General features: G+C 69.1%; 16 protein-coding genes. 6 read left to right on the top strand and 10 right to left on the bottom strand.

Annotated elements, in window-relative coordinates; genetic code table 11:
* Positions 1-33 precede the first annotated feature (33 nt).
* On the bottom strand, positions 34-1,686 hold the full coding sequence (locus tag ASF40_RS09935; RefSeq protein WP_235560203.1) for an FAD-dependent oxidoreductase: 1,653 nt from the start codon (positions 1,684-1,686) through the stop codon (positions 34-36).
* 13 nt (positions 1,687-1,699) lie between these two features.
* Positions 1,700-2,047 carry a UBP-type zinc finger domain-containing protein gene (locus ASF40_RS09930; protein WP_056368596.1) on the bottom strand — a complete coding sequence of 116 codons (348 nt, stop codon included), beginning with the start codon at positions 2,045-2,047 and terminating at the stop codon, positions 1,700-1,702.
* An 82-nt stretch (positions 2,048-2,129) separates the two neighbouring features.
* Between ASF40_RS09930 and ASF40_RS21595 the strand changes: the two genes are divergently transcribed.
* Entirely contained in the window at positions 2,130-2,891 is a 762-nt protein-coding gene (locus ASF40_RS21595) for an MBL fold metallo-hydrolase (protein ID WP_056368594.1), read from the top strand.
* Between the two features lie 4 nt (positions 2,892-2,895).
* Here ASF40_RS21595 and ASF40_RS09920 read toward each other — a convergent pair whose 3' ends face one another.
* Positions 2,896-4,089, bottom strand: coding sequence for an MFS transporter (locus ASF40_RS09920; RefSeq protein WP_056368592.1), 1,194 nt, complete (start codon positions 4,087-4,089; stop codon positions 2,896-2,898).
* 86 nt (positions 4,090-4,175) lie between these two features.
* Here ASF40_RS09920 and ASF40_RS09915 point away from each other — a divergent pair, with 86 nt between their 5' ends.
* Positions 4,176-4,742 carry a TetR/AcrR family transcriptional regulator gene (locus ASF40_RS09915; RefSeq protein ID WP_056368590.1) on the top strand — a complete coding sequence of 189 codons (567 nt, stop codon included), beginning with the start codon at positions 4,176-4,178 and terminating at the stop codon, positions 4,740-4,742.
* Positions 4,743-4,752: 10 nt separating this feature from the next.
* Here the strand turns inward: ASF40_RS09915 and ASF40_RS09910 are convergent, their stop codons facing one another.
* The 3 genes from ASF40_RS09910 to ASF40_RS09900 are packed head-to-tail and all read right to left on the bottom strand — an operon-like array spanning position 4,753 to position 7,467.
* A complete protein-coding gene (locus ASF40_RS09910; RefSeq protein ID WP_056369846.1) occupies positions 4,753-5,604 on the bottom strand; it encodes a DUF6999 family protein in 852 nt (283 codons plus the stop codon).
* Between the two features lie 22 nt (positions 5,605-5,626).
* Positions 5,627-6,328: an iron-containing redox enzyme family protein gene (locus tag ASF40_RS09905; RefSeq protein ID WP_082496988.1), complete on the bottom strand. Its 702-nt coding sequence runs from the start codon at positions 6,326-6,328 to the stop codon at positions 5,627-5,629.
* Positions 6,325-7,467: a 3-oxoacyl-[acyl-carrier-protein] synthase III C-terminal domain-containing protein gene (locus ASF40_RS09900; protein WP_056368588.1), complete on the bottom strand. Its 1,143-nt coding sequence runs from the start codon at positions 7,465-7,467 to the stop codon at positions 6,325-6,327. The genes ASF40_RS09905 and ASF40_RS09900 overlap by 4 nt, the downstream gene beginning before the upstream one ends.
* Before the next feature lie 183 nt (positions 7,468-7,650).
* Between ASF40_RS09900 and ASF40_RS09895 the strand changes: the two genes are divergently transcribed.
* A complete protein-coding gene (locus ASF40_RS09895) occupies positions 7,651-8,097 on the top strand; it encodes a pyridoxamine 5'-phosphate oxidase family protein (RefSeq protein ID WP_056368585.1) in 447 nt (148 codons plus the stop codon).
* 49 nt (positions 8,098-8,146) lie between these two features.
* The gene (locus tag ASF40_RS09890; protein WP_056368584.1) at positions 8,147-8,371 is read left to right on the top strand and encodes an RNA-binding S4 domain-containing protein; all 225 of its coding nucleotides are present in this window, start codon (positions 8,147-8,149) and stop codon (positions 8,369-8,371) included.
* Positions 8,372-8,398: 27 nt separating this feature from the next.
* On the opposite strand, the gene ASF40_RS09885 is transcribed toward ASF40_RS09890, so the two are convergent.
* Both ASF40_RS09885 and glsA read right to left on the bottom strand, forming a co-directional pair.
* Entirely contained in the window at positions 8,399-10,042 is a 1,644-nt protein-coding gene (locus tag ASF40_RS09885) for an MFS transporter (protein WP_056368582.1), read from the bottom strand.
* Positions 10,039-11,058, bottom strand: a complete 1,020-nt coding sequence (gene glsA / locus ASF40_RS09880; protein ID WP_056368580.1) for a glutaminase A — start codon at positions 11,056-11,058, stop codon at positions 10,039-10,041. Before glsA ends, ASF40_RS09885 begins: the two co-directional genes overlap by 4 nt.
* 138 nt (positions 11,059-11,196) lie before the next feature.
* On the opposite strand from glsA, the gene ASF40_RS09875 reads away from it, so the two are divergent.
* Positions 11,197-11,691 carry a hypothetical protein gene (locus ASF40_RS09875; RefSeq protein ID WP_056368578.1) on the top strand — a complete coding sequence of 165 codons (495 nt, stop codon included), beginning with the start codon at positions 11,197-11,199 and terminating at the stop codon, positions 11,689-11,691.
* Between the two features lie 30 nt (positions 11,692-11,721).
* Here ASF40_RS09875 and ASF40_RS09870 read toward each other — a convergent pair whose 3' ends face one another.
* The gene (locus tag ASF40_RS09870; protein ID WP_268776126.1) at positions 11,722-12,654 is read right to left on the bottom strand and encodes a cation transporter; all 933 of its coding nucleotides are present in this window, start codon (positions 12,652-12,654) and stop codon (positions 11,722-11,724) included.
* A 198-nt stretch (positions 12,655-12,852) separates the two neighbouring features.
* Between ASF40_RS09870 and ASF40_RS09865 the strand changes: the two genes are divergently transcribed.
* Entirely contained in the window at positions 12,853-13,302 is a 450-nt protein-coding gene (locus ASF40_RS09865; RefSeq protein WP_082496986.1) for a GNAT family N-acetyltransferase, read from the top strand.
* On the opposite strand, the gene ASF40_RS21100 is transcribed toward ASF40_RS09865, so the two are convergent.
* Entirely contained in the window at positions 13,289-13,654 is a 366-nt protein-coding gene (locus tag ASF40_RS21100) for a hypothetical protein (RefSeq protein WP_157549604.1), read from the bottom strand. The two genes, ASF40_RS09865 and ASF40_RS21100, sit on opposite strands and share 14 nt — an antisense overlap.
* Positions 13,655-13,734 lie beyond the last annotated feature (80 nt).

The following is a 13,734-nucleotide window of genomic DNA, read 5'->3' as shown; positions in this document are numbered from 1 at the left end:
TGACAGGTACCGCGAGAACCCCTCACGACGGCGTCAGCGGATGTCGGCGAGCGCGCGGTGCACCGACGCGACAGCGCTGGACCCCTCGCCCACTGCCGCGGCGACGCGCTTCATCGAGCCGCGGCGCACGTCGCCCGCGGCGAAGATGCGGGGCACGGAGGTCTCGAACGGCAGCGGTTCGCGGCCCATCCCCTGCCAGCGCTCCAGCGACTGCACCGACACGTCCGTGCCGGTGCGCAGGAACCCGTCGGCGTCGCGATCGAGCTCAGCGAGCCAGGATGTCGCCGGCTCCGCGCCGATGAAGCAGAACAGTCCGCGCGCTGCGACGTCGCCGATCGAGTCGATGCTCACGCTCTCGAGGGCCGCCCCTCCGCCGAGTGCGGTGACGCGGGACCCGGTGTGCACGTCGATCCGCGGGTCTTCGAGCAGCCGGTCCACGAGGTACGACGACATGCGGCTGCCGAGGTCGGAGCCGCGCACCACGAGGTGCACGGGGCACCCGTTCGCGGCGAGATACAGCGACGCCTGCCCGGCGGAGTTCGCCCCGCCGACCACCACCACCGGCGACTCGAACACCTGCCGGAGCTCGAGCGGCGTGGCCGCGTAGTAGATGCCGGCGCCCTCGAACTCGTTCCATCGGTCGAGGTCGAGCGTGCGGTAGGCGGCTCCCGAGGTGACGATCGCGGTGCGCGCGCGGATGACGCGGCCGTCGGTGAGCGTGACGTCGAGGTCCCTCCCCGCCGGCCGGAGGTCGGCCGCCTCGCACGGCGCGTAGACCCGCACTCCGAACTTGAGCGCCTGGAGCGATGCCTGGCCGATGAGGTCGCCGCCGCTCACGCCGAACGGGAAGCCCAGGAAGTTCTCGATGCGCGACGTCGCCGCGGCCTGCCCACCCGGGGCCACAGCATCCAGCAGCACCGTGCTCAGCCCTTCGGAGGCGCCGTAGATGGCGGCGGCGAGGCCCGCGGGTCCGCCGCCCACGACGACCAGGTCGACCACCTCGTCGGCGCGGCCCTGGTAGCTCAGCCCGAGCCGCTCGGCGACCATGCCGGGCGTCGCGTTCTTCATCGCCTCGCCTTGGATGAAGGCGACCGGCAGGTCGTCGAGGCCGATGCCGTGCTCGCCGAGCGTCCAGAGGTCTCCCGGTGCGAGCTCGATCGCGGTGTGCACGAGGTCGACGCGCTCGGCGAAGCGTCGCAGCGCCAGGAAGTCGCGTGATGAGCGGGGTCCGACGAGCTTGAGGGTCAGCGCGGCGGGTCCGGCGCGGAGGATCTCGCGGCGCGCCCACAGCGCGTGCAGGATGATGTCGCACAGCTCGTCGTCTTCCGCCATCAGTGCGCGCAGGCGCGGGCGGCTGACCCGCAGCATCCGTCCCGCCTTCGTCGCCCGTGCCGACAGGAACGCGCCCTGCCCGTTGAGCAGGCCGAGTTCGCCCACGAAGCTGCGCGGACCCATCGTGCCCACGTGGGTCTCGCCCACCCAGCCGAAGGCGACGCGGACGATCTCGATCTCTCCCGTGTCGACGAGGATCAGGTCGTAGTCGAGGTCGCCGGCCTCGAACAGGTACTCGCCCGCCTCGACGTCGTGCGGCTCACCGAACGACAGCAGACGCTCCCACTGCGCGTCCGTGAGCGCGGGCTTCATCATGCGCTCGAACTCGCGCTGCGTCATCTTCGCGTTGCCCATCGCAGTCCCTTCCTCAGCGGTGGATCAGCTCGCGCCAGTCGGCCGGGACACGGCCTTCCGGCCCCGGCGACGGCTGCGTGTCGGGCCGCGAGGCGGGCGGCGAGAGCTGCGGCCCGTCGACGTAGTCCTCCGCGACGTAGTCCCAGAACCACTCCTCGCCCGGTTCGAAGCTGCGGACGTACCGGTGACCCGTCGCGCGGAAGTGCGCCGTCGCGTGCTGCGCCGGCGAGGTGTCGCAGCAGCGCACGTCACCGCACACCGCGCAGCGCCGCAGGTGCACCCACCACCCGCCGACGTCGTCGCAGTCGGCGCAGCCCTCGCCCGAGGGCGGCACGGTGGGGTCGATCTCGCTCAGGCTCATGCGCCTGCCTCTCGTCGCACGCGTTCCGTCGGTGCGATGCTAACGCGCCGGGACGGGAGCCGGGCCGTTAGAGTGAGCCGCGATGATCGAGGTTGCGGACGGCGTGCTCGTCGCCACGAGCCGCGTGATGTCGACGACGTCGACGGTGCTGTGCCGCGACGGCGAGGCGCTGCTCATCGATCCGGCGTGGATGCCCGATGAACTCGACGCCCTCGCCGACGAACTGGACGCCCGCGGCATCCGCGCCATCGGAGGCTTCGCCACGCACGCCCACCACGACCATCTGCTCTGGCACCCGCGCTTCGGCTCCGCGCCGCGGTGGGCGTCGCGGGCGACCGCCGCGCTCGCCCGCGACGAGCGGGACGCACTGGTCGCCGCGCTCGGCGCAGAGTTCCCGGAGCCGCTGGTCGAGCTGATGGGGGCGGTGGAGGAAGTGGATGCTGCGCTCCCACCCGCGTCGATTCCTCGAGGCTTCGCCCCCGAGCTGGTGGTTCACGACGGCCATGCTCCGGGTCACACCGCGGTGTGGCTGCCTGAGCAGCGGGTGCTGATCGCCGGGGACATGCTCAGCGACCTCGAGCTGCCCCTTCCCTTCAACCCGGACGACCTGCCCTCGTACCTCGCGGCGCTCGACCTCCTCGCTCCATACGTCGCCCGGGCGGACGTCGTGATCCCGGGTCACGGAACCCCGGGGTCCGATGCGGTGGAGCGCCTGGACGCCGACCGGCGCTACCTCGACGACGTCGTCGGCGGACGGGTCCCGAGCGACCCGCGCCTCGCGAACCCGGGAATGCCGGACGAGTACGCGCACCTCAAGGCGATGGTCGCCGACGCCGGCTCCTGACGCCTCAGGCCTCCTCGACGAGGACCGGCGCGCGACGCCGGCCGCCGATGAGCGGTGCGACCATCGCGGCGATGACGACGAACACGAGCGGGATCAGGAGTGCGGCGCGCAGGCCGTACTCGTCCCCGACGAAGCCCAGCGCGGGCGGTCCGACGAGGAACGCGACGTAGCCGGCCGTCGCCACGAGCGACACGCGTGCCGCCGAGTCAGGACCCGAGTCGCCGGCGGCGCTGATCGCGACGGGGAACCCGAGCGATGCGCCGAGTCCCCACAGCAGCACCGCGGCGGCGGCCACGACCTGGCTGTCGACGAAGATCACGAGTGCCAGGCCGACGGCGGCGAAGACGCCGCTGGCGCACAGCACCGCAGGTCGGCCGAAGCGCTCGATGAACCAGCCACCCGAGAAGCGGCCGATCGTCATCGCGGCCGCGAACACCGCGTAGATCGTCGAGCCGAGGGCGGGATCGAAGCCGTGGCCGTCGACCATGACCAGCGGGAGCCAGTCGTTGGCGGTGCCCTCGGCGAGCGCCATCGCCAGGATGATCACGCCGATCAGCAGCAGGCGGGAGTCCTTCCAGAGCGCCCGACGGTCCTCGTGCACCGTCGTCGTCTCGCCGCCGTAGGCGCGACCGGTGTGCGGCGGCAGCGCGGGGACCGCGAGAAGGACCGCGACCAGTGCCACCGCTCCGACGATCACGAGGTGCCACACCACCGGGAACGCCGCAGCCGTGGCCACGATGCCGACCACGGCGCCGACGACGGTGCCGAGGCTGAAGCATCCGTGCAATGTCGGAAGGAACGACCGATCCGTCACCCGCTCGACGTCCGCGCCCTCGACGTTCATGGCCACCTCGCCGCCGCCCATTCCGGCACCGAAGAGGAAGAGGCCCGCCGCGACAGCGAACGGCGACCCCGTGGCTGCCCCGATGCCGATGAGCGGCATGCTCAGCACGATTCCGGCGGCTCCGGCGGCGATCACGGGGCGCGCGCCCCGCCGCGCGACGAGCGCGCCGGACGAGAGGATGCCGATCATCGAGCCGAGCGAGAGGCCGAACAGCACCAGCCCCATCTCGGCGGTCGACGCCCCGAGCAGATCTCGGATGTCGGGCGTGCGCGTCACCCAGGAGGCGATCCCGACACCGGGGACGAAGAAGAGCGTGGCCAGGGCGAGGCGGCGCGCGCGAAGAGACGTGGGCATCGGCATCCTTCTGAGTATGTACGATCGTACACAAGTGATCTGTACTATCGTACACAACTGGCGATCCCGACGAGAAGAGGTTTCGGATGGTGGCACGAGGCGCCAATGACCCCGACCGGAGGGAGCGGATCATCGCCGCGGCACTCGAGGTGATCGGCGAGCGCGGTGTGCACCAGACAAGCCACCGTGTCATCGCCGCACGCGCCGGGGTGCCCCTCGGCTCCCTCACCTACTACTTCGACGGGCTGTCCGACATCCTCGAGCAGGCGTTCGCCTCACTGGCAGCCCGTATGGCCGAGCAGTACCGCGCCAGCCTCGAGGGCGCACGGTCCCGCGACGAGGCATGCGCGGCGGTGGTCGACCTGATCTGCGGCTCGTACGCGACGACTGACGAGGTGCGCGCGCTCTTCGAGATGTACTCGTTCGGCAACTACGACGCGAAGGTGCACGACCTCTGCCGCGATTGGCTGCTCGTCAGTCGCGCGGGCCTCGGCCTGCATTTCTCGCAGCCGACCGCACGCGCCCTCGACGCGCTCGTCGAGGCCTTCCCGATGCACCAGGCATGGGAGGGTGAGCCGCTCGACCGCGCCTACGTCGCGGCGGTCGTACAGGCGCTCGTTGACCGATTCGAGCCGGCACGCGACGTCGCATGACCGCGACGGATCAGTCGAGTTCGACCGTCGTGTCGCGGGGGTAGGCGCCGCCGGCGAGCTTCACCAGGTGGGCGTGCGCGTACTCGCACACCAGCGCGTGTCGGTAGACCATGCGCGGAACATCGACGTTCGAGTCCATCCAGAGGCTCATCCCGGCGAGCTTCCAGTGGCGGAACGTGTCGTCGCCGGTGACCAGCGCGAGGATCTCGAGGAACGAGTCGTCGAACCGGATCGAGTGCACCGCCCGCCGGTACTCCTCGACCGTGAGCGCCATCGAGAACGGGATGTTCATGAAGCACAGCGCTGTCTGGATGTCGAGCCGAAGGTAGCGTCGACGGCGGCGCTCGGCATCGATCGGCGGGATGTCGAGCTGCGCGAAGTCGAGCGCCTCCGGCCGTGTGAGCGGAACGCCGTCGAGGGCGATCAGGACGTCGTACACGTTGACGTCGTGCTCGACGACGGCCGAGTCGCCGAGTCCTGCGAGGGTCTCCGGCCGGAGCGTCACAGGCGCCATGTCCACCGCCGTGTTGCGGATGATGAAGTTCACCAGGTTCGTCTCGACCACGAAGTGCCGGATCAGCAGCTCGACCGCGCCCGGCGAGACGAAGCGGCGCAGGAACCACACGCACAGCGCATCCATCGTGCTCAGCGGCATCCATCGGAACGGCAGCACGCGCTTCACGATCGAGATGATCGCGACGAGCACGCGGGACACGATCCGCGCGATCGGGTAGAGCCAGCGCCGCGACAGGCGTCGCTGGTCGTTGATGATCTGACGCACCAGCGCGCGGTCGAGTGGCACCGAGGGATCGGCGTAGACCGCCTCCCACATACTGGGGTCGGAGCGCACGAACTCCGGCATGCTCGGCCGCGGCGCCGCCACGTCAGCGGTCCAGTTCCTCGAGCTGCAGCGCGTACAGCCGCGCCACCACCTGCGCGCAGCGGACGATGTCGTCGGCATCGCGGTCGTCGATGATGCCCGAGGTCAGGATCGCCTCCATGTCCCCGGTGTGCCCGGCGTCGGCATCCTGGTGGTACCGCATGAAGTGCACCTGGTTGTCGGCGAGACCGAGCACCTCCTGGAATCGGGCCGCCCAGCCCGCCGCGCGCTTCGCGCCCAGGCCCTCGATGATGAACATCGCGCCCAGCAGCCCGACGGGATTCGGCTGACCCGCGTAGTGGAACATGTAACCCGACAGTGCCTCCGACCCGATGTTCTTGCGCCCGCGGCGGAGCTCCTCGAGCGTGCCGCCGATCGCCACGTAGTCGCGCTCGAGCATCAGGTAGTCGCGGTGCTCCTCCTCCGCGTGGCGGATCGCGGCCGCACGCAGCTCGAAGTGCTCGATGTCGAAGCTCGACGCCGCTCTCGAGATCCACGGCGACCCGTCGACCACCTGCTGGCGGAGGTTGAAGAGCAGTCGCCGGTAGTCCTCGAGCGTCACCGTTCCGTCGGCGAGGCGCTGCAGGATGGGCACCCGGTCCAGCCGGTCTTCGAGCTCGACCCAGACCTCCGCCAGGCGCTCGAACAGCGTCCCGGCGCCGTCCTCGGGGGCGATGCCGGCGGCGACGGTCGTGGTGCTGCTCATGTCGATGCTCCTTGCCGGTCGCTGGGTGCGACCACGGTGAGATGGGCGAAGGCGAACGAGAACCGGCCCGACTCGGGCACGGCGAGAAGGACCGTCTCGCCGGGCGCGAAGCGCCCCGTGTGCCACGCTTCCTCGAGCGCGATGAAGATGCTCGCGGAGCCCGTGTTGCCGCGGGTCTCGAGATTCGAGAACCAGCGGTCGGTGTCGAGCGTCGGGATGCGGCGCCGGAGCGCCTCGAACGCGACGTCGCGGAACATGTTCGTGCTGTAGTGGCAGACGACGTGGTCGAGGTGGCGCACATCGACGAGCCCGATGTCGACGAGCTCCTCGAACTGGCGGATGCCGGCATCCGCGAGGTCGTCGAGCATGCTCACGTCCTGTCGCAGCAGGAACATGCCGGCCGCGTCCCCCTCGGCGATGCCGACGTCCTGCCAGGTTCCGCCGACCTCCGGCTCGGCTCCGACCATGCCGGCGCGCATGCACACGTCGTGCTCGTGAGCGAGCGAGACGTGCCGCACCCAGTCGACCCGCAGCGACGGCTTGCTCGGGTGCGGCTGGAACTCGACGACGACCGCACCGGCTCCGTCGGACAGCATCCATCGCAGGAAGTGCGCGTCCATGCCGGCACGGATGCCGTCGTACCGGCGCTGCCTGAGGCTCCGGCTCGCGAGCTCCGAGCCCACCACGGCCGCACGGGGGTGGTCACCGAGCCGGATCTTGCTGACGACGGCGTCGAGCGCCGCGAGGCTGGACGCGCACACCCCGGAGGCCGACAGCAGCTGCATCGGGCCGCCGCCGAGTCGCCCGTGCACCATCGACGCGAATCCGGGCACGAGCACGTCGCCCATCGTCGTCGCGCACGCCAGCATGCGGATGTCGTGGGCGTCGATGCCACGATCATCGAAGGCCGCGCGGAGGGCCTTGACCGCGAGCTCCTCGTTGAGCTCGGTCGGCTCGCCGTGCTCGTCGAGCGCGTAGTGCCGCTGCCGGATGCCGTTCGAGTCGAGGATGCGCCGCCGGATGCGCTGGGTCACCGCGTCGTCCCCGCCGAGGCGCATCACGATGCCGTCGTTGTCGACCGGCTCCCCCGGCAGGTACCGGCCGAAGCCGGTGAGATAGGCATTCGCCGTCGCGCCCATGGTGAGAAGACTAAAGGGCAGACATGGATGCTGTGCCCCGCAGCATCCATCATCCCTTCAGTTCCGTCCGATTCGGCGTCGCCATCACGTGCGCTCGGACCAGGTCCGCTCTGCGCCGGGAAGAACTAAGGTGTGCGCAGAAGGGTCGTGCTGCGGCGGACGAGGATCGACGGAGATGGCGCCATGGAAGACACGAATCAAGTGGTCGTGACACTCAGCGAAGAGCAGTGCTGGAACATGCTCGCGCGCGGCGAGCTGGGGCATCTTGCCCTGGACGCGGGCGGCGAGCCCGACCTCTTCCCGGTGAACTACGTGATCGACGGACCCCGGGTGCTGTTCCGCACCGCTCCGGGTTCCAAGCTCGCGGAGTTGTCGCAACACCCTCGCGTCGCGTTCGAGGTCGACGAGTACGACGACACGTACGCCTCGAGCGTGATCGTCAAAGGCGTGGCGGAACGGCTCGATCTGCAGCGTGAGATCGACGAGGCCGACGCACTTGCGCTGCGTCCTTGGATCCCCACCCTCAAGTACCGGTGGGTGCGCATCGTGCCGACGCAGATCTCGGGCCGGTGGTTCGCACGGACGCCGGAGCCCGACCGCTACAAGGCGTCGTCGAAGGAAGGCGCGTGAGCACTTCGCGAGGCTCGGGCGACCTGCATGCGTCGGCTAGCATTCGGGGATGATGAACGCGGCGCCGATCGACATCCCCATCGGCGGCGAGAGCATTCGTCTCGGGCAGTTCCTGAAGTTCGCCGGGATCCTCGACTCCGGCGGTGAGGTGAAAGAAGCCATCATCGACGGCTTCGTCCTCGTCAACGGCGAGATCGATCGCCGCCGCGGGAGGCAGCTGCAGGTCGGCGACGTCGTGAGCTTCGAAGGACGCAGCGTGCGCGTCGGCCCCTGACCGAGCGCCGACCCGCCATCGGCTGCGTCAGGTGGTCGGCTCGCGGCCGGTGGCAACGGATTCGGGGATCTCGCCGGGCAGGTAGCGGGGAAGCCTGCTGGCCGGCACGATGGCGATCGCGCTCACGCCGGAGAGGATCAGCAGCCCCAGTTTGAGGGCGTTCAGGCGGGCTTCCTCGTTGAGCGCGACAGCCGCGTCGACCTGGGCGGGCGTGGCATCCGTCTGCTCGTCGAGCACGCTCTTGAGCTGGTCGTTGCTGACGAAGTTGACGCGGTCGAGATCGATCTGTGACACGAGCTCGGGTGACAGTTCGGGGTGCTCGGCGAGAGAGGAGATGACGTTGACGCTGAGGATGCCGACCAGGAGTGCCCCGGCGACGGCGGTCCCGACCGCGGAGGCGAGGTTCTGCGTGGTGCCGCGGACCGAGCCGACGTCTCCGGCGAGCTCTTTCGGCGAGGCCGTGACGAGCACGTTGAAGACGAGGGTCACGAGCGCCCCCTGGCCGACGCCGAACACGAAGAGCCCGAGGATCGTGGGCAGTGTCTCCCAGTTGTTCGTGACGACGAATGCGAGCCAGATCAGCGCGATGGTAGTCAGCCCGAAGGAGAACATCCCGATGGTGCGTGGTGGGAAGCGGCGGTAGAAACGGACGACGAGCATCGCGGTGATGAACACGGTGAGGTTGAACGGGAGCATCGCGAGCGACGTGTCGAACGGGGTGCGCCCCTGGACGATCTGGATGTAGAGCGGGATCGTGAAGTTCAGCGCCGCTTCCATCCCGACCACGATGAACATCGCATACACCGCCGCGCGTTCTCGGGATGATCCGAACACCGACAGGCTGACCAGTGGCACCTTCCCGGCCTTGGTGCGCCTGCGGGTCCAGAGGAAGAACAGCTGCACCAGCACGAGACCGATGAGCATCAGCAGCGGCGCCGGGGACAGCCCGAGGATGTCGAAGGGCGCGTCCGGGCGTGCCATCACGATGCCCCAGCGGTTCAGGTTGTTCACGCCGAGCGTGAGCGCGACGATGCCCAGGCCGATGAGCGCGGCGGCGACGAGGTCGATCTTGATCCCGCGGTTGCCGGGTTCGCCGCGCAGCCGGAAGCTGAGCACGAACACCGCGACGGCGAGCAGCAGCACGACGACGAACACCTGCCGCCATCCCACCAGGGTCGCCAGCGTCCCGCCGATCAGGAACGCGCTGACACCCGCGAGCGCGCGCGCCGAACCGAGCGATCCGATCGCGGTCGCCTGCTGGGCGCCGTGATAGTTCTCCGCGATGAGGGCGACCAGTGAGGGGACGATGATCGCCGCGGACGCCCCGGCCAGCGCCTGCGCGAGGATCACGAACCCGACGGTCGGGGCGGTGATCATCAGCACCGCGGAGACGGCGAACAGTGCGATCACGATGCGGAACATGAGCACCCAGCCGACACGCTGCCCGATCTTCGCGCCGACCATGACGAGCGCGGCGACCACGAGCCCGTAGGTGACGATGGCGGTGCTCACGTCGGTCGGTGGCACCCCGAACGTGTCCACCATGCCGCCCAGCGACACGGGAAGGGCCGAGACGTTGTACGACATGAGGATCTGCGCGAGGAACAGCCCGATCATCGGCACCCAGGACGCGCGTCGGATGCCGGTGGCCTCGGTCGTGGGAGCGGTCATGCGTGTGTCCTTCCGGAGTGGTGGGAGTCGGACGCGAAGATGTTGAGACCGAGCGCCTTGGAGAGATAGGCGGTCGCGACCTGCCCGCGGACGCTGTTGCCCGCGGAGTCCAGGCGCGGCGCGTAACTGCCGATCCCGACCTTTCCGGGTGCGACGGTGATGAGTCCGCCCGCCACGCCGGACTTTCCGGGAAGACCGATCTCGAACAGCCACTCGCCCGAGCGCTCGTACAGGCCGCTCGCGGCCAGCATCGCCAGAGTGTCGCGACAGACCTCGGCCGAGACCACCTGATCCCCGGTCACCGGGTTCACACCGCCGTCCGCCAACGTCGCAGCCATGACCGCCAGGTCGTGGGCATCCACCAGCAACGCGCACTGCTTGGTGTAGACGTCGACGACAGCCATCGGGTCGGTCCGGATCCGGCCGTAGCTCTCCAGCAGCTGCGCGATCGCCCGATTGCGATGGTTCGTGGCAGCCTCCGAGCGGTAGACCTCCTCGTCGACCCGAAGCTCGCGACCGGCGAAGCGCGACAACCCGGTGCGTACGGCATCCCACTTCTCCTCCGCGGTGTCGCCGGGCATGAGGGCGGTGGTGGCCAACGCGCCCGCGTTGACCATCGGGTTCATCGGATGCCCGTCATTCAGCTCGATCGCGACCACCGAATTGAAGGCGAGGCCGGTGTTGTTCACGCCCACCAGGTCGAACACCGCCTCATGGCCGACCGCGTCGCACAGCAGCGCGTAGACGAATGCCTTCGAGATCGACTGGATCGAGAACGCGTGCCGAGTGTCGCCGACCTCGTGCTCGCCGCCGTCCACGTCGACGACACACACCCCGAATCCCTCGGGCTCGGCCGCGGCGAGGATCGGGATGTAGTCCGCGACCGTACCCTCGACGTGCGTGAGCGCGCGATGATAGGCCGCGTCCAGAAGCTCATCGATCCGATCGCCAGGCGGCACCGCCCCGGTCTCCACCGCTGCGCCGATGTCATCGATGCCCAGCTCGCTCGCCCGCATGTTGTCAGATTAGGGCCGAATCGCCGACGGATGCCAACATGCGCATGCGATCGATGCGACCGAGGAATTGCCTCCTGACGGGTCTGTTCTCGACGTGAACCTGGACTGCTTCTGCCACCCGTGGTGCAGGATGAGCCCATGGAACAGTACCTGTGGGTCCTGAAGGACAAGGAACTCGATCTCATCCGTGAACTGGAGCCGGACCGCATCTCGCAGCTGGATGAGGACGGGCTTCTCGCGCTGCACAAGAGAGTTCGCCGTGCTCGCAACAAGCACACCACCAACTACCGTCGGGGTGCCGCCGAGAAGGTCGCCGCGGCGGGTGGGCGCGGCACGGCGGCAGCCGGGTCTGATAAGGCCAGGGCTCGCGCGTACGTGTTCGAGGAGGCGCTCGCCGTGGTGAGTGCGGAGTTGGCCCGGGTCGCGCACGAGGAAGCCGAAGCGCTCAAGGACGAACGCCTCGCGCGTGCCCGCGCCGGAAAATGGTCGGGCCCGGAGTCCACCGCCCCCACTCCGGAAGGAGTGTCGTCCGGGCGGATGAAGGAACACCAGAAGTCGACAGGCGGCACCAAGCGCGACGCGTCGAGTCAGGCGCAGGGCGCGCGGCGGCAGGCGAAACGCGACGCGCGCTGACGCCACGGTGCACGCGCCGCGCGGCGGGTGCTACTCGAACAGGGTGGGATCGGCCGTCAGCGACACGTACGCCCAGACGTCCATGCCCAGCGTGCTCAGCGCTCGTTCGATCGCACGCCGCACCTGGTCCTCCGCCGCGACATCCCACGCCGCCCCATCCACGGTGAAGTCGACCTCGACATAGAGCTTCCGCCCCACCTTGCCGGCCCGGACCAGCGGCTCACCGAGTCCGAAGTCCGCGCGAACGAGGTCGACGGCCTCGTGGATGCGCCCTGTCAGATCGCGGGACGGCGCGCCTTCGAGGAGTTCATTCAGACCCGCCGCGATCAGCTGCACGGGAATGTACGCCAGCACGGCGCACGCGACGAGGACCAGGACCGGATCGACATAGTTGGCGACGGATTCCAGACCTGCCGCGACCAGGGCAGCCGCGGCGACGGCTCCCACGAGCATCACGGCACTCAGCACGGCTCCCGCACGCCATTGGGCGCACTCGGCGGCCACCAGATCCGATGTCGGTGCCCGCCGTTTGAGGAGGATCGCGATCGCGAACCCCGCGAGGGCGGTTGCGGCGCCGTAGACGGCGATCACGATCGGGTCGACCGGAGATCCGCCCGAACCGATGAGGACGATCGCATCCCCCACGGCGTAGATCAGCGTGCCGGCGATGGCGAGTCCCTGAATGGTGACCACGAGAGGCGTGAGTGCGTCGCGGCCGAAGGGATACCGCCTGTCCGGGCCCGCGCCCACCATGACGGCGGCGCGCAAGGATGCCACGGACAGCACGAGGCCGATGGTCATGTACGCCCCGTCGAACACGATGATCCGCGTCCCCGTGGCGACACCGAGCACCAGGGCGCCGACAGCGATCACCACCGTCGCCCAGATACTGATCCACAACGCGTTGCGTTCCGCCCGCTGGGCGGAACGCGCTTCGTCTCGTGGAGGGATCGCTCCCGTCACTGCGACCCCCTTCGTCCGCTGGCAGGCAGAATCGGTTGCCGTCACGATACCGTCACGTCCCCACCGCCGGCGCGATGCGAAGGGATGTAGCCTTCTCGACGACGGGTCCCCAGGCGCTCTCTTGCTGCTGCTCGACCGATGTGCTGAGCACGAGGGCCACGATCACGTCACACCGGGGAACGGGAAGTCGGGAATCACATGGATGCCTCAGCGAGCCTGACAGTGCGGGCATGGAGACCCGCCGATGACATCTCGGTGCTCGAGGGCTTCGTCGCCACATACAACGGCGAGCCCTGGAACGACTCATGGACGCTCGACTCCGCCGCGCAGTACCTCGAAGAGTTCCGCGCAATGCCGCGCTCGACCACCCTGGTCGCCGTCGCTCCGGGCGGCGTGGTCGGTGCCGTGTACTTCCATGCCCGCACGTGGCAGGACACGTCCGAGATCTTCATCGATGAGTTCTTCATCTTCCCCGCGTCACAGCGCCAGGGAATCGGCCGCACGCTCATGGCGGCTGTCCGCGATCGAGCGACGGCGGAAGGCATGGCGGCTCTCACTCTGATCACCGATCGCGATATGCCGGCGTTCGGGTTTTACGCCGGGCTCGGATTTCGAGAGGGCTCAACACAGGTCTTCATGATCGGCTGAGCTGAACGCGGGCACATCGGTGCGGAGGTATGCGTTCTGAACTGGTCGAGTGGAGACGCTCAGTCACCCCGCACCCCGCTCTCACGGATTCGATAGCAGCGGCCGCTTCCTTCGCGTTCACGCCCCGTCCGATCACCGCGAGGGCTGCTGCGCCCGTGGCTGGGCGCACGTCGCGCACCGCCTGGTCCCGGTCGTCGCCATAGGGATCTTGACGTCGATCCCTCAGATGCGCGAACGCGATCTGCGAGTAACCCTGCGCGAGGAGATGTTCGGCCCGGATGCGGCCGATCTCATAGTTGATGTGGACGCCGGTCGAGGCGTCGAACCCTGGCACATTGCGGTCGTCCAGCACATATTGCTGCCGAACGTTGTGTTGGGGACGAGGGCGATGATGAAGTCGCTGGAGCCCTTCCGCAGCATCCGTGAGCAGAC

Origin of the sequence: Microbacterium sp. Leaf288 (assembly GCF_001422925.1) — a bacterium.
Lineage (GTDB): Bacteria > Actinomycetota > Actinomycetes > Actinomycetales > Microbacteriaceae > Microbacterium.
Note: the sequence above shows the minus strand (reverse complement) of the source record. Positions and strands in the feature narration are given on the sequence as shown.